14 protein-coding genes are annotated in these 15,439 nt (G+C 76.8%); 10 read left to right on the forward strand and 4 right to left on the reverse strand.

What is annotated here, in order from left to right; all coding sequences use genetic code 11:
- Nucleotides 1-19 precede the first annotated feature (19 nt).
- Entirely contained in the window at nt 20-1,243 is a 1,224-nt protein-coding gene (locus ACFO3M_RS15480) for a saccharopine dehydrogenase family protein (protein ID WP_387990496.1), read from the forward strand.
- A gap of 73 nt (nt 1,244-1,316) precedes the next feature.
- On the opposite strand, the gene ACFO3M_RS15485 is transcribed toward ACFO3M_RS15480, so the two are convergent.
- A complete protein-coding gene (locus ACFO3M_RS15485) occupies nt 1,317-4,049 on the reverse strand; it encodes a SpoIIE family protein phosphatase (protein WP_387990499.1) in 2,733 nt (910 codons plus the stop codon).
- Nucleotides 4,050-4,195: 146 nt separating this feature from the next.
- On the opposite strand from ACFO3M_RS15485, the gene ACFO3M_RS15490 reads away from it, so the two are divergent.
- From ACFO3M_RS15490 to ACFO3M_RS15500, 3 genes are all read left to right on the forward strand, one after another.
- A complete protein-coding gene (locus ACFO3M_RS15490; RefSeq protein ID WP_387990502.1) occupies nt 4,196-5,308 on the forward strand; it encodes an EAL domain-containing protein in 1,113 nt (370 codons plus the stop codon).
- Nucleotides 5,309-5,754: 446 nt separating this feature from the next.
- Complete coding sequence (locus tag ACFO3M_RS15495) at nt 5,755-6,039, forward strand: HU family DNA-binding protein (RefSeq protein WP_387990504.1); 285 nt, start codon at nt 5,755-5,757, stop codon at nt 6,037-6,039.
- 117 nt (nt 6,040-6,156) lie between these two features.
- A complete protein-coding gene (locus ACFO3M_RS15500) occupies nt 6,157-7,413 on the forward strand; it encodes a serine hydrolase domain-containing protein (protein ID WP_387990507.1) in 1,257 nt (418 codons plus the stop codon).
- Between the two features lie 57 nt (nt 7,414-7,470).
- Here the strand turns inward: ACFO3M_RS15500 and ACFO3M_RS15505 are convergent, their stop codons facing one another.
- The gene (locus tag ACFO3M_RS15505; RefSeq protein WP_387990510.1) at nt 7,471-7,932 is read right to left on the reverse strand and encodes a MaoC family dehydratase; all 462 of its coding nucleotides are present in this window, start codon (nt 7,930-7,932) and stop codon (nt 7,471-7,473) included.
- 86 nt (nt 7,933-8,018) lie between these two features.
- On the opposite strand from ACFO3M_RS15505, the gene folP reads away from it, so the two are divergent.
- The 4 genes from folP (at nt 8,019) to ACFO3M_RS15525 (ending at nt 11,710) form a co-directional block, all read left to right on the forward strand.
- Nucleotides 8,019-8,879, forward strand: a complete 861-nt coding sequence (gene folP, locus ACFO3M_RS15510; protein WP_387990512.1) for a dihydropteroate synthase — start codon at nt 8,019-8,021, stop codon at nt 8,877-8,879.
- Nucleotides 8,880-8,987: 108 nt separating this feature from the next.
- Nucleotides 8,988-9,566 (forward strand): universal stress protein, encoded by a 579-nt coding sequence (locus tag ACFO3M_RS15515; protein WP_387990515.1) that lies wholly within the window; start codon nt 8,988-8,990, stop codon nt 9,564-9,566.
- A gap of 43 nt (nt 9,567-9,609) precedes the next feature.
- Nucleotides 9,610-10,032 (forward strand): PaaI family thioesterase, encoded by a 423-nt coding sequence (locus ACFO3M_RS15520; protein WP_387990519.1) that lies wholly within the window; start codon nt 9,610-9,612, stop codon nt 10,030-10,032.
- Between the two features lie 79 nt (nt 10,033-10,111).
- The gene (locus ACFO3M_RS15525) at nt 10,112-11,710 is read left to right on the forward strand and encodes an AMP-binding protein (protein ID WP_387990522.1); all 1,599 of its coding nucleotides are present in this window, start codon (nt 10,112-10,114) and stop codon (nt 11,708-11,710) included.
- A gap of 60 nt (nt 11,711-11,770) precedes the next feature.
- Here ACFO3M_RS15525 and ACFO3M_RS15530 read toward each other — a convergent pair whose 3' ends face one another.
- Nucleotides 11,771-12,532, reverse strand: a complete 762-nt coding sequence (locus ACFO3M_RS15530) for a hypothetical protein (protein WP_387990525.1) — start codon at nt 12,530-12,532, stop codon at nt 11,771-11,773.
- Between the two features lie 68 nt (nt 12,533-12,600).
- Entirely contained in the window at nt 12,601-13,575 is a 975-nt protein-coding gene (locus ACFO3M_RS15535) for an AraC family transcriptional regulator (protein ID WP_387990528.1), read from the reverse strand.
- A gap of 154 nt (nt 13,576-13,729) precedes the next feature.
- On the opposite strand from ACFO3M_RS15535, the gene ACFO3M_RS15540 reads away from it, so the two are divergent.
- Together ACFO3M_RS15540 and ACFO3M_RS15545 are read left to right on the forward strand one after the other, a co-directional pair.
- Nucleotides 13,730-14,407, forward strand: a complete 678-nt coding sequence (locus ACFO3M_RS15540) for an NAD(P)-dependent oxidoreductase (protein ID WP_387990531.1) — start codon at nt 13,730-13,732, stop codon at nt 14,405-14,407.
- 38 nt (nt 14,408-14,445) lie between these two features.
- Nucleotides 14,446-15,438: an NAD(P)H-quinone oxidoreductase gene (locus ACFO3M_RS15545; RefSeq protein ID WP_387990533.1), complete on the forward strand. Its 993-nt coding sequence runs from the start codon at nt 14,446-14,448 to the stop codon at nt 15,436-15,438.
- Nucleotide 15,439: the final 1 nt, after the last annotated feature.

Genomic DNA, 15,439 nt, shown 5'->3' on the forward strand with positions numbered 1-15,439 from the left:
GCCCGGCAGGATGAGCCGCATGCCCGAGCGGGAGCACGACGTCGTCCTCTTCGGCGCCACCGGCTTCGTGGGCCGCCTGGTCGCCGCCTACCTGGCCCAGGCCGCGCCGCCCGGCCTGCGCGTCGCCCTGGCCGGCCGGTCGAAGGAGAGGCTGACCGCCGCCGCGGCCGACCTGCCGGAGACGGCCCGCCACTGGCCGCTGCTCGAGGCCGACAGCAGCGACCCGGCGTCCCTGGCCCGGATGGCGGAGACCACCCGGGTGCTGGCCACCACGGTCGGTCCCTACCACCGCTACGGCCTGCCGGTGGTGGAGGCCTGCGCGCGGGCGGGCACGCACTACGCCGACCTCACCGGCGAGGTGCTGTTCGTCCGCGAGGCCATCGACCGCTGCGACGCCGTCGCCCGGGAGACCGGCGCCCGCCTCGTGCACGCCGCCGGCTACGACTCGATCCCGTCGGACCTGTCGGTGTTCCTGCTGGCCGAGCGGGCCCGGGCCGACGGCGCGGGCGGGCTCACCGACGTCCGCCTCGTCGCCACCGTCCGCGGCGGGTTCAGCGGCGGCACGGTCGACTCGATGCGCGCGCAGGTCGAGGCGATGGCCACCGACCGGGCGGTGCGGAGGGTGATCGCCGACCCGTACGCCCTCTCCCCCGACCGCGCCGCCGAGCCGGACACGAAGCAGCCGCCGGACGCCATGCCGCCCTCGCTCGCCGCCGGGGGCCGGTGGACCGCCCCGTTCGTGATGGCGCCGTTCAACACCCGCATCGTGCGCCGCAGCAACGCGCTGCAGGACTGGGCCTACGGCCGGGGCCTGCGCTACGGCGAGTCGATGAGCACCGGCCGCGGGATCCCCGGCGCGTTCGCCGCCGCCGGCGTCACCACCGGTCTCGCCGCGGCGCTCGGCGCGATCGCCTTCCCGCCCACCCGGGCCCTGCTCGACCGGGTGCTCCCGGCACCCGGGAGCGGGCCGAGCGAGTCGGTGCGGGAGAGGGGCTTCTTCCGGATGGTCGTCGACGCCGACACCGAGGGCGGCCGCCGCTACCGGGCCACCGTGGCCGGGCAGGGCGACCCCGGCTACAAGGCGACGTCGGTGATGCTCGGCGAGGCGGCGCTGGGGCTGGCCCTCGACGAGGACCGGCTGCCGGACCGGGCCGGGTCGCTGACCCCCGCGACGGCGCTGGACGGCGTGCTGGTCGACCGGCTGCGCGCCGCCGGGCACACCTACGAGGTCACGGCCCTCTAGGGAGGGCCTCCTTCCGGCACATCCCAGCCCGTGGGCGGCACGTGGCCGCGGTGCGGTCCGGAGGACCGCGGTGTCATCCCTCGACGCGGACGGCGAGCAGCGCGACGTCGTCCTCGGCGCCGGGCAGGACCATGCGCCCGAGCAGCCGGTCACACAGCTCCTCGAGCGGGAGGTGGCCAAACTCGCCCAGCGCGGCGGTGAGGGCGGCGGTCCCGGCGTCGAGGTCGCGGTCCCGCCGCTCGACCAGGCCGTCGGTGTAGAGCAGCACCGTGCTGCCCACGGGCAGCTCGCAGTCGTGGTCGGTGCGCGGGCGGCGCGGGTCGACGCCCAGCAGCAGGTCGGCCGTCCCCTCGTCCAGCACGCGCACGCCGCCGCCGGGCAGGACGACGACCGGCGGTGGGTGCCCGGCGCTGGACCAGCGCAGCCGGACGCCCCCGCCGTCGGTGCGCTCCAGCCGGGCGAGGACCGCGGTGGCCATCGCCCCGAGGGCCAGCCCGGCCGCGGCGCGGTCGAGCCCGGCGAGCACCTCGGCCGGTGAGCCCCCGCCTGCGTAGCCGATGCCGCGCAGCAGCCCGCGCAGCTGGCCCATCGCCGCGGCGGCGTGCCGGTCGTGCCCGACGACGTCGCCGATCGCGAGGACCACCGCGCCGCCGGCCTCGACGAACGCGTCGTACCAGTCGCCGCCGATCTCGGCGCCCTCCGACGCCGGCACGTACCGGACGACGATCTCGCAGCCTTCGGGCCGGGGCGGCGCGGTGAGCATGCTGTGCTGCAGGGCGTCGGCGAGGTCGCGCTGCTGCTCGTAGAGGCGGGCCGCCTGCAGGGCCAGCCCCGCCCGGCGGCCGACCTCGATCGCGGTGTCGACCTCGCCCGGCGTGTGCGGCCCGCGCGCGGCGTCGTTGGCGGTGCCCAGGGCGCCGATGACCCGCCCCCGCGCCACCAGCGGCACGACGAGCGCCGAGCGGGGCGCCAGCCGCAGCAGCGTCTCCTGGTCCGCCGGGTCGGGCAGCGAACGGGCGATCCGGGCGGCGTCCAGCTCCGGGACGACGAGCGGGCGGCCGGTGCGGGTGACCACCCGTGCGGCGTGCTCGTCGCTCATCCCGGTCGCCATCGTGTGCACGTAGGCGGCGACGTCGTCCCGGCGGGCCGGGTCGCGGTGCGCCCAGGCCACCTCGTGCAGCCGGCCCTGCTCCTCGGTGACGACGATCCAGCACCAGTCCCCCAGCGCCGGCACCACCAGGTCGGCGAGCTGCCCGAGCTGCTCGCCGATGTCGAGGCTGCCCGAGAGCACGCGGCCGGCGTCGGCCAGCAGCTGCAGCCGCTGGTTGGCCCGGGACATGGCCCGCACGGCCTCGGCGCGCTCGGCCTGGGACCGCAGCCGGGAGACGCTCAGCGCGATCTGCGCGGTCAGCGCGTCGAGCAGCTCGACGTCGTCGTCGACGAAGACGTGCTCGGTGTCCCAGAGGACGACGAAGCTGCCCAGCAGCCGGCCCTCGACCCGCAGCGGCAGCGCGGCGAGCGCGCGCAGGCCGAGCGCGGCGCCGACCTCGGCCATCTGCGGGAACCGGGCCACCGCCTCGTCGAGGTCGGCGAAGACCAGCCGCTCGCCGTGCCGGGCGGCGTACTGGGTGGGCAGCGTGTCGTCGAGCTCGACCACCATGGCCTCGGGCGACAGCTCCACGTCGGCCTCCGCGGCGGCGCTCGCCACGGTGTCGGCCAGGCCGCGGGCGAGGTGCAGCCGCAGCGCGCCGTCGCCGTCGAACGCGGCCAGCGCGCTGGAGGACGCCCCGAGCACCCGGGCGCCCCGCAGCGCGATCTCGGCCAGCTGCGACAGCGCGGTCGCGTTCGCCAGCTCCGCGGCGACCTCGGCGACGGCGGCGGCCCGCTGCACCGCCGCCATCCGGCGGGTGGCCTGCTCGCGGGCCTCGGTGGCGTCGAGGACGGTGCCGAGGACCCGCACCCGCTCGCCGCGCAAGTCGCGCACCACGCGGCCGCGGGACACCGTCCAGCGCACGCTGCCGTCGGCGTGCAGGGCGCGGGCCTCGACGGCGTACTCGCCGGCGCCGGACAGCGCGGAGGCCATCGCCGCCCGCACCGCGGCGTGGTCGTCGGGGTGGATCCGCTCGGCGAGCATCCGGTCGACGTCGGCGATGTCCAGGGGCCCGTCGAGGCCGTGCACCGCCGCGCACCGCTCGTCCCAGTGCAGCGCCCCGCTGCGCAGGTCGTACTCCCAGATGCCGATCTCGCTGGCCTCGAGGGCGACCTCCAGCCGGGTGCGGGACACGCCGATGGCGGAGCGGGCGGCCGAGAGCTCCAGCTCGGCCACCACCGAGGCGGCCAGGTGCTCCAGCAGCGCGACGTCGTCGGGCTGCCAGGTGCGCGGCTCGGGGTCGTAGACGGCGAGCGCGCCCACGACGAAGCCGGACGCGGACAGCAGCGGCGTGCCCAGGTAGGCCACGACCTCGCCGGAGGTGACGGCCGGCAGCGCGGCCAGCACGCGGTCGGCCCGCGCGTCGGGCACCGCGAGGGCCCGCCCCTCGCGCACGACGCGCTCGGAGAAGGCCCCGGTGAGCAGGGCCCGCCCGCCGACCACGCCGGGCGGCAGGCCGTGCCCGCCGACGACGGTGTCCCGCTCGATGAACAGGGTGACCTTCGCGTGGTCGACGTCGAGCAGCCGCGCGGCCAGCCCGGACAGCCGGTCGTAGGCGGCGGGGTCCGGCACCTCGAGGAATAGGCGGCGGGCGGCGGCGACGCGGTGCGGGTCCTGCAGGACGTCGTCGGGCGCGGACGGCAGGGGGACGGTCACGGCCCTCCTGTCCTCACGCGACCGGGCGGTCGCAGCCGTCCATGGTGCCACGGGCGGCGGCCGGGCGGACCACGCCGTCCGCAGTGGCGCCAGGGTCCCCCGCCCGGGTGAGGGACGCCGCCGGACGGGTCGGGCGGACGGCGTCGGTGGCCGATCCCCTCGCCATGACGGGGATGCTGACGCGGCGGCTGCCGGACTGCCGCCCCCTGCTCGCCGATCCCGACGACCTCACGCTGGTCTTCCAGCCGATCGTGGACCTCGCGCGGGCCCGCGTGGCCGGGTACGAGGCGCTGTCCCGGTTCCCGGGGACCGCCGGCCCGGAGGTGTGGTTCGCCGCGGCCGCGGACGCCGGGATCGCCGCGGAGCTCGAGGCGCTGGCCCTGCACAAGGCCCTGGCCGCCATCCCGGACCTGCCCGCGGACACCTTCCTCACCGTCAACGTCGGTCCACACCTGCTCGGGACGGCGCCGGTGCAGGAGGCGCTGGCCACCCGCCCGGACCTGCACCGCGTCGTCGTCGAGCTGACCGAGCACGCGCCGGTCGACGACCTGGGCGCGCTGCGGCTCCAGGTCGCCGCGCTGCGGGCGCGGGGTGCGCTGGTCGCCCTCGACGACACCGGCTCGGGCTGGTCGGGCCTGCAGCAGCTGGCCGCCCTGCGGCCGCAGCTGGTCAAGCTCGACCGGTCCCTGGTCGCCGGCGCCGACGCCGACCCGGTGCGGATGGCGCTGGCGGAGATGGTCGGCGAGTTCGCCGGCCGCATCGACGCCTGGCTGCTCGCCGAGGGCATCGAGACCCGGAGCGAGCTGGCCGCCTTCTGCCGGCTCGGCGTACCGCTGGCCCAGGGGTGGCTGCTCGGCCGGCCCACGCCGGGGTTCGCGCCGCTGGACCCGGACGTCGCCGCGCTGGTCCGCGGCTGCGCCGCCCGCGCGCGGACGGCGTCCACCGTCGCGGGCCTGCTGCGGCCGGTGCGCCAGTGCGAGGTCACCGAGGCCTTCCCCGGCGTGCCGCCGGTCGTCCTGGTGGGCCCGCAGGGCGAGCCGCTGGCCCTGCGGCTGACCGACCCGCGCACCGGGCAGGCGCACACCGCCCCCGTGTCGCTGCGTGCCGAGCCCACCGACGACGTCACCGCCACCCTGCAGCGGGCGCTGACCCGCTCGCCGGCCCAGCGCTTCGACCCCGTGGTCTGCACCGACGCGGCCGGCGCCGTGGTGGGCCTGCTGCGCGTCGAGGACCTGGCCTCCGCGGCCGCCGCCCGCTGACCGCACCCCGGACCACCGGGAGGAACCGCCCGGTGGAGACCTCCACCCGCGGGGGACGTCGTCCCCGGCCGCACCGCCTCGTCACCGCCGCCGACGACGCCGGGACCCCGGCCGGGTCGCCGCTCCGGCCCGACACGTCACCGCCCGGGCACGGGTCGCCGACGGCGGAGTCGGTCCCGGGGGACCTGCGGCACGCGGCTCCCGCCGTGTCGCGGGGGGCCACCCCTCCCCGGGACGGGTGGTACCGGCGGGTCCGTAGGGTCGTGATCAGGCCCGTGCACTGGCCAGATGCCCCGTCGGCGTGTCACGGTGCCCCGGGCCGGACCCCCGACGGGGACCGGTCCGTCCCGGGCGCCCGCCCGGGACCGCCGCCGCGGACCCGCGGCCGGCACCCCACCCGGCGGCCCGCCGAGACCGCGCGGGCCCCGACGTCTGAGAGGAACCCCGTGAACAAGGCCGAACTCGTCTCCGCCATCGCGAAGCGCGCCGACGTCCCCAGCTCCACCGTCGACGCCGTGCTGAGCGGCCTGCAGGAGGAGCTCGTCGAGGCGATCACCCGCGGCGAGAAGGTGGCCGTCTCCGGTCTCATCACCGTCGAGCGGACCCAGCGCTCGGCGCGCACCGGCCGCAACCCGCAGACCGGTGAGTCCATCGAGATCCCCGCGGCCAACACCGTCAAGGTGACCGCCGGCTCCAACCTGAAGAAGGCCGCGAGCAACGTGCCGGTCTGACCCGCCGGGCCCCCCGCCGGGGCGGCGCCTGCCCCCTGTGACCCCGCCCACGTCCCGTGGGTCAGGATGCGCAGGCAGGCGCCGCCCGAGGGCGGCGGTGCCGGGACGGAGGAGCACGTGGCGAGCGGACTGACCCTGGACACCGACCCGGCCGAGGTCGGCCTCGACGCCGGCCGGCTGGAGCGCCTGGACAGGCGGCTGGCCCGCTGGGTCGACGACGGGCAGCTGCCCGGCTTCCTCGTCACGGTGTCGCGGCACGGCCGGCTGGCCCACGTCGGGCGGTACGGCTCCCGCGACGTCGAGAACGGCCTCCCGGTCGAGGAGGACACCCGCTGGCGGATCTTCTCGATGACCAAGCCGGTGACCTCGGTGGCGGCGATGATGCTGTACGAGGAGGGGGCCTTCGAGCTCACCGACCCGATCGCGAAGTGGCTGCCGGAGTTCGCCGAGACCCGCGTGTACGTCGCCGGGTCGGCGCAGAAGCCGGTCACCCAGCCGCAGGTCGAGCCGATCCGGGTCCGGCACCTGCTCACGCACACCTCCGGGCTCACCTACGGCTTCCACCACGCCCACCCGGTCGACGCCATGTACCGCGCGATGGGCCACGAGTGGGGCACCCCGCCCGGCGTCGACTCGGCCGAGGCGTGCCGCCAGTGGGCGTCGGTGCCGCTGGTCTTCCAGCCCGGGTCGGAGTGGAACTACGGCGTCTCCACCGACGTCCTCGGCCGGCTCGTGGAGGTCGTCTCCGGCCAGACCCTCGACGTCTTCTTCGCGGAGCGGGTCTTCCGCCCGCTGGGCATGACCGACACCTCCTTCGGCCTGCGCGAGGACGACGACGTCGACTCCCTCGCCCGGCTCTACGCCGCCGTCCCCGGGCAGCCCGGCGGCCCGGCCACCTCCTTCGCGCCGATCGACGCCATGGGCGAGGCGGCGCACCGCAAGCCGACGTTCCTGTCCGGCGGCGGCGGGCTGGTCTCGACGGCGGCTGACTACCTGCGCTTCTGCGAGATGCTGCGCCGCGGCGGCTCCTACGACGGCGGGCGGCTGCTCGGCCCGCGGACGCTGGCGCACATGGTGCGCAACCACCTGCCCGGCAACGCCGACCTGGAGACGTTCGGGCGGCCGCTGTTCGCCGAGACGCCGCTGCGCGGGGTGGGCTTCGGGCTGGGCTTCTCGATGGTGCTGGACCCGGCGCGCTACGGCGGCGTCGCGAGCGTCGGCGACTACAGCTGGGGCGGGGCGGCGTCGACGGCGTTCTACGTCGACCCGGTCGAGGACGTCGTCGTCAGCTTCTACACGCAGCTGCTGCCCTCGAGCACGCTGCCGATCCGGGCCTACCTGCGCGCCCTGGTCAACCAGTCGATCGTCGCCTGAGGCGGTGCGCTCCCGCGGACGTGCCCCGGGCACGTCCGCGGGAGTGCACCGCCCGGCCTACAGGTAGCGGCGGTAGACGACGGTGGCGACCATCGCGGGCTTGGTCTGGCCCTCGACCTCGACGGTGACGTCCATGTTCATCGCGATCCCGCCGTCGAAGGGCGTCGCGGACGCGAGCGTCGCGCCGGCGCGGACGCGGCTGCCCACCGGCACCGGCGAGGGGAAGCGCACCTTCTCGGTGCCGTAGTTGACGCCCATCCGGAAGCCGGTGATCTCGACGATCTGCGGCAGCAGTGACGGGACCAGCGACAGCGTCAGGTAGCCGTGCGCCACCGGCCCGCCGAACGGGCTCTCCTTCTTCGCGCGCTCGACGTCGACGTGGATCCACTGGTGGTCGCCGGTCGCGTCGGCGAACTGCTGCACCTGCTCCTGGGTGACCTCGACCCAGTCGCTGTGGCCCAGGTGCCGCCCCACGAGCCCCTGCACGCCCTCGACCCCGTCCACGGTGGTCTGCGCCATCGCCTGTCCTCCTGTGTCCCTCGGTCCGGACCGCCGGTGGTCTGGTTGGCTGACTCCACCACATCGGCCGGGACGGAGGCGACGGGGTGCTGCGACTGGGCCGGCGGGACGTGCCCGACGGCGGGCTGGTGGTCATGGCGATCGTCAACCGCACGCCGGACTCCTTCTACGACCGCGGGGCGACCTACGAGCTCGCCGCCGCGGTGGAGCGGGTGGACCGGGTGGTGGCCGAGGGCGCGGACGTGGTCGACGTCGGTGGGGTGAAGGCCGCCCCGGGCGCGGAGGTCTCCCCCGCCGAGGAGATCCGCCGCACCGTGGACCTGGTCGCCGCCATCCGCGCCGCCCACCCGGACCTGCCGATCTCGATCGACACCTGGCGGGCCGAGGTGGCCCGGGAGGTGCTCGCCGCGGGGGCGGACGTCGTCAACGACGCGTGGGGCGGGGTCGACCCCGAGCTCGCGCAGGTCGCGGCCGAGGCGGGCGCGGGCATCGTCTGCACGCACGCCGGCGGGCTGCCGCCGCGGACCCGGCCGCACCGGGTCCGGTACGACGACGTGGTGGCCGACGTCGTGGCGCGGACGACGGCGCTGGCCGAGGCCGCGGTCGCCGCCGGCGTGGACCGCGAGCGGGTGCTGGTCGACCCCGGCCACGACTTCGGCAAGAACACCCGGCACTCGCTGGAGGCCACCCGCCGGCTCGGCGAGCTCGTGGCCACCGGCTGGCCGGTGCTGGTGGCGCTGTCGAACAAGGACTTCGTCGGGGAGACCCTCGACGTCCCGCTGGAGCAGCGGCTGACCGGCACGCTCGCCGCGACGGCGGTCAGCGCGTGGCTGGGCGCCCGCGTGTTCCGCGCCCACGACGTCGCCGCGACCCGCCAGACGCTGGACATGGTCGCCGCCATCCGCGGCGACCGTCCGCCGGCGCGGACCACCCGCGGCCTGGCCTGAGCCGACCGGGCGCGGCGGAGGGCCCTTCCGCCGGGCGGCCGGACGGATCATGCTCGGGTCGCCCGCCGGGGCGCCGGGTCCCGCGGGGACGGTGCCGGGGAGGCCGTCATGACCGAGCAGGTCGCAGGCGTCGAGGAGTCCCGGGCCCACGGGCCGCGGGTGGTGGTGGGCGTCGACGGGTCGGCGGGGGCGCGGGCCGCGCTGCGGTTCGCCCTCGACGACGCCGTCCGCCGGGGCGTTCCCGTCGAGGCGGTCACCGTGTACCGCCCGCCCGAGGCGTGGATGGACTTCGACGTCGTCGGCGACGTCCACTACGAGCGGGCCGAGGCCGCGGCGGTGGAGCGGGCCGAGGCGTTCGTCGAGGAGGTGCTGCGCGAGGTGCCGGAGCCGCACCCGGTGATCCACGTGACGGCCGTGCTCGGCTCGGCGGCCGAGGGCCTGGTCCGGGAGTCGGTGGGCGCGGACCTGCTGGTGGTCGGCAGCCGGGGGCACGGCGGGTTCTCCAGCGTGCTGCTCGGCTCGACGGGCCTGCAGTGCGTCCTGCACGCGCCGTGCCCGGTCACCGTCGTCCACTCGGCCGAGGCGCACCGCGAGCGGCTGCACCTGCGCCGCCGCCCCGACGGCGAGCGGGTCCGCACCCACCGCCGCCGCTTCCGCCGGGCGAGGACCGACTCCGCCGCCCCCTGACGCGGCCGGGTCCCCCCGCTCGCGCGGCGCTACGGTCGCGGCCGTGGCCGCTCCCGGGTTCCTCACCGCCGACGAGTTGAACGCGCTGCTGCCGGGCACCCTGCCCGGGCTGATCGGGCTGACCGTCACCGCGCACGAGCCGGGCCGGCTCGAGGCCGCCCTCGACGTCCGCCCCGAGCTGCTCGCGCCCAACGGCTACCTGCACGCGGCCACCGTCGTCGCCCTGGCCGACACCGCCTGCGGCCTGGCCACCCGCGCCCTGCTGCCCGACGGGTCGGCCGGTTTCACGACCATCGAGCTGAAGAGCAACTTCCTCGGCACCCTCCGCGAGGGCCGGCTGCGCACGGTGGCGACGAACGTGCACGCCGGCCGGACCACGCAGGTCTGGGACGCCGTCGTCGCCTCCGACGCCGGGAGGACCCTCGCCCTGTTCCGGTGCACCCAGTCGGTGCTCTGGCCGAGGTGACCGGCGAGTAACCCGCGTGTCGCGCGACACACCCGGGGTGTGAGACTGGCGCCACTACGCACCCCTGAGGAGGAGCACCGTGGCTCTGGCCAGTCGTTACCCCGACGTCGAGATCCCCGACCAGTCGGTACCCGAGTTCGTCCTCGCCGGCGGGGCGTCGCGGCCGGACGCACCTGCTCTGGTCGACGGGCTGACCGGTGACTCGATCACCCACGGCCAGCTGGCGACCTACGTCGACCGGGTCGCGGCCGCCCTCGCCGCCCGCGGCCTGCGCAAGGGCGACGTCGTCGCGGTGCTGTGCCCGAACACCATGTGGTACCCGGTCGTCTTCCACGGCATCGCCCGCGCCGGCCTGGTGATGAGCCCGATCAACTCGCTCTACACCGCCCACGAGGTCGCCTACCAGCTCAAGGACTCCGGCGCGAAGGTGCTCGTCACCGTCTCGCCGTTCCTCGACCGCGCGCTCGAGGCCACCGAGCAGACGCCGGTCGACGAGGTCATCGTCATGGACGGCGCCGAGGGCCACGCCTCGCTGCTGGACCTCATCACCAGCGACGCCCCGTCGGTCGAGGTCGACATCGACCCCGCGAACGACCTGGTCACGCTGCCCTACTCCAGCGGCACCACGGGCCTGCCCAAGGGCGTCATGCTCACCCACCGCAACCTGGTGGCCAACGTCAGCCAGTCCCGCCCGCTGGTGGAGCTGGTCGAGGGCGACGAGCGGATCATCGCCGTCCTGCCGTTCTTCCACATCTACGGCCTGACCGTGCTCATGAACCAGGGCCTGCAGTGGGGCGGCACCGTGGTCACCCTGCCGCGGTTCGACCTCGAGCAGTTCCTGCGCACGATCCAGGACCAGAAGATCACCCGCGCGTTCGTGGCGCCGCCCATCGTGCTGGCGCTGGCCAAGCACCCGATGGTCGACCAGTTCGACCTGTCCTCGCTGCGCAGCATCACCTCCGGCGCCGCGCCGCTGGACGAGGCGCTGGCCCAGGCCGCCCAGGACCGGCTGCGCAAGGGCGCCGCCGACGGCGTCGTCGTCGCGCAGGGCTACGGCATGACCGAGCTGTCGCCGGTCTCGCACACCACCCCGGACGCCACCCGGCTGCCCGAGGGCGTCACCGAGGTGCCCAAGGGCTCGGTCGGCCTGGCGCTGCCCAACACCGAGTGCCGCCTGGTCGACCCGGAGACCGGCACGGACGCCGCCCCCGATGAGCGCGGGGAGCTGTGGGTCCGCGGCCCGCAGGTCATGAAGGGCTACCTCAACAACCCGACGGCGACCGCCCAGACCCTCGACGACGAGGGCTGGCTGCACACCGGCGACGTCGCGGTCGTCGACGAGAACGGCTGCTACACCGTCGTCGACCGGGTCAAGGAGCTGATCAAGTACAAGGGCTACCAGGTGGCCCCGGCCGAGCTCGAGGCCGTGCTGCTGAGCAACCCGGCCATCGCCGACGCCGCCGTCATCGGCGTCAAGGACGAGGAGAGCGGCGAGGAGCTGCCCAAGGCGTTCGTCGTCAAGGCGCCCGGCGCGGAGATCTCCGAGCAGGACGTCATGGACTTCGCCGGCAGCCGGCTCGCCCCGCACAAGAAGATCCGCGCGGTGGAGTTCATCGACCAGGTGCCCAAGTCCGCGGCCGGCAAGATCCTGCGCAAGGACCTCAAGGCCCGCGCCTAGCGGTCGTCCACAGCGGGCCGGCTCCCCTCCCGGGGAGCCGGCCCGCTGCCGTCCCCGGCGTCACCAGGGCGTGCCGAGGACGGCGTCGCGGGTGCGCCCGTGGCGTGCGCCGGCGAACCGCAGGACCAGCCGGGCCGGGCGGGAGGCCGTCTCCAGCACCGTGACCCGCTCGGCGGGGTGGCAGGCGTCCAGCAGCCACGGCAGCGTGAACAGCGCCTGACCGGCGGGCAGGCCCCGGCGAGCGGCCCGCTCGGCGCGGCCGCGCTCGGCGGCCGACACGTGCTCGTCGACCAGCGGCAGCACGACGGCCTCCTCGGCGTCCAGCCGGGCGGCGACCAGGTCGGCGAGGTCGGTCAGCGCGAGAGCCAGGGCGGGAGCGCCGGCGCTCACGTCGCGGGCGAACAGCGGCAGCGCCAGGACGGCCCGCGTGAGCGCCTCGTCGAGGGCGGCGTCACCACCGGGGCGGCGCACGTCCGGGCCCCCGCCGGGCAGCACGACGCGCGACACCGCGGCCTCCAGCCGCCGGCGCAGCACCGCGTGCGCCCGGACCTCGGCCAGCACGCCGCTCGTCCAGCGGACCAGCTCGCGCTGCCGCTCGGGGCAGCAGGACTCGTCGAAGGCGATGCCGGTCAGGGCCTCGGCGACCACCCGGGTGCCCGAGCGCAGCGCCCGGTGCAGCAGCGCGTGGTCGCCCAGGGAGCGGACCGGGCCGCGGCGGGCGGGCGGGCGGCGGACGGGGGCGGGGGACGTCGTCGTGGAGGTGCTCGTCGGAGGGGTCCTCGTCGGAGGGGTGCTCGTCGGAGGGGTGCTCGTCGTGGTCACGGTGGGGACGGTGCCGCCGGGCCCCTGCAACGGGCTTGTGGCCAGCTTGGACGGCGCCGGGACCGACCTCAGGAGCGTCGCGCGGCCGCCCCGGCCGCGGTCGGCGGGACGCCGACGATCCGCTTGTACGCGCGCGAGAACGCGGCCTCCGACTCGTAGCCCAGGCTCCCGGCCAGCTCGCCCACCCGCGCCCCCTGCCCCAGCGCGACCGTGGCCAGGTGCATCCGCCAGCGGGCCAGGTGGTGCATCGCCGGCTCGCCGGCCAGCTCGGTGAACCGGGCGGCGAACGACGAGCGCGACATGCGGGCCTCCCGCGCCAGCCGGGTCAGGGTCCAGGCCGAGCCGGGCTCGCGGTGCAGCGACGCCACGGCCCGCCCCACCTGGGGGTCGCGGAGGGCCCGGAGCCACCCCGGGCCCGTGGCCGCGGTGTCCAGCCACGCCCGGACGGCCTGGACGACCACGACGTCGGCCAGCCGGGTGATCACGGCCTCGGCGCCGGGCCGGTCCACCGCGGCCTCGTCGGCGAGCACCCGGAGCAGCAGCGGCAGCCAGCCGGTCCGGGCCGGGTCCGACCCGTCGACCACCAGGACCGGCGGGAGCAGGCCGAGCAGGTGGGCGGCGCCCGGCCGGTCGGGCTCGACCACCCCGCACACCATCGCCGCCGGTGGGCCGCCGCCGTCGAGCCGCAGGACGGAGCAGTGGTCGCCCAGGTACCGCTGCGGCAGCAGGTCGGCGCGCCCGGCGACCGGCGCCCCGGGGCCGCTGCGCAGCAGGTGCCCGCGCCCGTGCGGGACCAGGGCCAGGTCCCCGACGCCGAGCTCGCGCCGCTCGCCGTCGACCTCGAGCAGGCAGCTGCCCCGCGTGACGACGTGGAAGCTCATGCACCCGGCGAGGGCGGGCATCTCCAGGCCCCACGGCGCGGTCGCCTCCGCCCGGCAGTAGAAGGTGCCGCGGATGCGGAGGTCGGCCAGCACGCCGCCGAGGGGGTCGACCGGCGCCCAGGGCCGGGCGTGGTCCCCGTCGGTCACGGCGTCCGCGTGCACGGTCCCAGCCTGCTGGCGTCCGCACCGGGCGTCCAGGTCCGCCGGACGAACGGGCACCGTCCGCGGACGCGCGGTCATGGGCTCCGGCCGCCCCGGCCGCCAGTGTCGACGGCGACCGGCGACGGGCGCCGGCGGGACCGGGAGGAGCAGGGACGTGCGCGTTCTGGTGGTGGGTGCGACGGGTGGATCCGGACGGGCGGCCGTGGAGGCGCTGGCCGGGCAGGGACGGGAGGTGACCGCGTTCGCCCGGCGGGCGTCGGCGGCGTACGCGGGGCGTCGCGGCGTCCGGGCCGTGGACGGCGACGCCACGGCGCCCGGGGACGTGGCGCGGGCGGTCCGCGGGCAGGACGCCGTGGTGGTGGCCCTCGGCATCAGCGAGCACCCGCTGCGGGTGCGCCTGCTGGGCAGCCGCGGCACCCCGCTCGACGTCCGCTCGCGGGGGACGGCCGCGGTGGTCGCCGCGATGCGGGAGCACGGCGTCCCGCGGCTGGTCGTCCAGTCCTCCTACGGCGTCGGGGAGACGCGGGGGCGGCTGCCGCTGTCGGCCCGGCTGGTGTTCGCCCTCCTGCTGCGGCCGCAGATCGCCGACCACGAGCGGCAGGAGCGGGTCGTCCGGGACAGCGGCCTGGACTGGACGATCGTGCAGCCGGTGTACCTCACCGACGGCGACGAGCCGGCCGCGACCTCGCCGGCCGGGGACACCGGGGGGATGCACGTCTCGCGGCGGGCGCTGGGCGGGGTGCTCGCCGACCTGGTGGCCGAGCCCGGGCGCGGGCGCTGCCTCACCGTCTCCGGCGCCACGGCGTCGGTGGCGCCCGCACCGAGCTCCTGAGAGCGGGCTCGCGGGAGGGTCCTCCTAGGGTCGGGGGCATGCGTGCGGTGATCGCGAGTGGACCGGGCGGCCCCGAGGTCCTCGGCTGGGGTGAGGTGCCCGACCCGGTGGCCGGTCCCGGCGAGGTCGTCGTCGACGTCGCGGCCACCGCCGTCAACCGGGCCGACCTGCTGCAGCGGGCCGGCCACTACCCGCCGCCGAGGGGCGCCAGCGAGGTCCTCGGCCTGGAGTGCAGCGGGATCGTCAGCGAGGTCGGCGAGGGCGTGACCGGCTGGTCGGTGGGCGACGAGGTGTGCGCGCTGCTGGCCGGCGGCGGGTACGCCGAGCGGGTCGCCGTCCCGGCGGTGCAGCTGCTCCCCCGCCCCGCCGGCGTGGAGCTGGCCACCGCGGCCGCGCTGCCCGAGGTCACCTGCACCGTCTGGTCCAACGTCTTCCAGCTCGCCGGCCTGCGCCGGGGCGAGAGCTTCCTGGTGCACGGCGGGTCCAGCGGGATCGGCACGATGGCGATCCAGCTCGCCGTCCGGGCCGGCGCGCGGGTGTTCACCACCGCCGGCAGCGCGGCCAAGCTCGAGTTCTGCCGCGAGCTCGGCGCCGAGGTGACGATCGACTACGGGTCCGAGGACTTCGTCCAGCGGGTGCGCGAGGAGACCGACGGCGCGGGCGTCGACGTCGTGCTGGACAACATGGGCGCGAAGTACCTGGCCCGCAACGTCGACGCCCTCGCCGTCGGCGGGCGGCTGGTGGTCATCGGCATGCAGGGCGGCACGCGGGCGGAGCTGGACATCGCGAAGCTGCTGGCCAAGCGGGCGTCGGTGGCGGCCACCGCGCTGCGCTCGCGCCCGCCGACCGGCCCCGGCGGCAAGGCCGACATCGTCGCCGCGGTGCGGGCGCAGGTGTGGCCCGACGTCGAGCGCGGGGTGGTCCGGCCGATCGTCGACCGGCGGCTGCCGATGTCGCGGGCGGCGGAGGCGCACCGCGTCGTCGAGGCCAGCGAGCACATCGGCAAGGTGCTGCTGCTCCCCGACGCGTAGG

It is taken from the genome of Geodermatophilus arenarius (assembly GCF_042654585.1).
GTDB lineage: Bacteria > Actinomycetota > Actinomycetes > Mycobacteriales > Geodermatophilaceae > Geodermatophilus > Geodermatophilus arenarius.

Coding starts and splice junctions, on each gene's coding strand:
- ACFO3M_RS15480 (WP_387990496.1), top strand. CDS start 20: ATGCCCGAGCGGGAGCACGACGTCGTCCTCTTCGGCGCCACCGGCTTC.
- ACFO3M_RS15545 (WP_387990533.1), top strand. CDS start 14,446: ATGCGTGCGGTGATCGCGAGTGGACCGGGCGGCCCCGAGGTCCTCGGC.
- ACFO3M_RS15515 (WP_387990515.1), top strand. CDS start 8,988: ATGACCGAGCAGGTCGCAGGCGTCGAGGAGTCCCGGGCCCACGGGCCG.
- ACFO3M_RS15505 (WP_387990510.1), bottom strand. CDS start 7,932: ATGGCGCAGACCACCGTGGACGGGGTCGAGGGCGTGCAGGGGCTCGTG.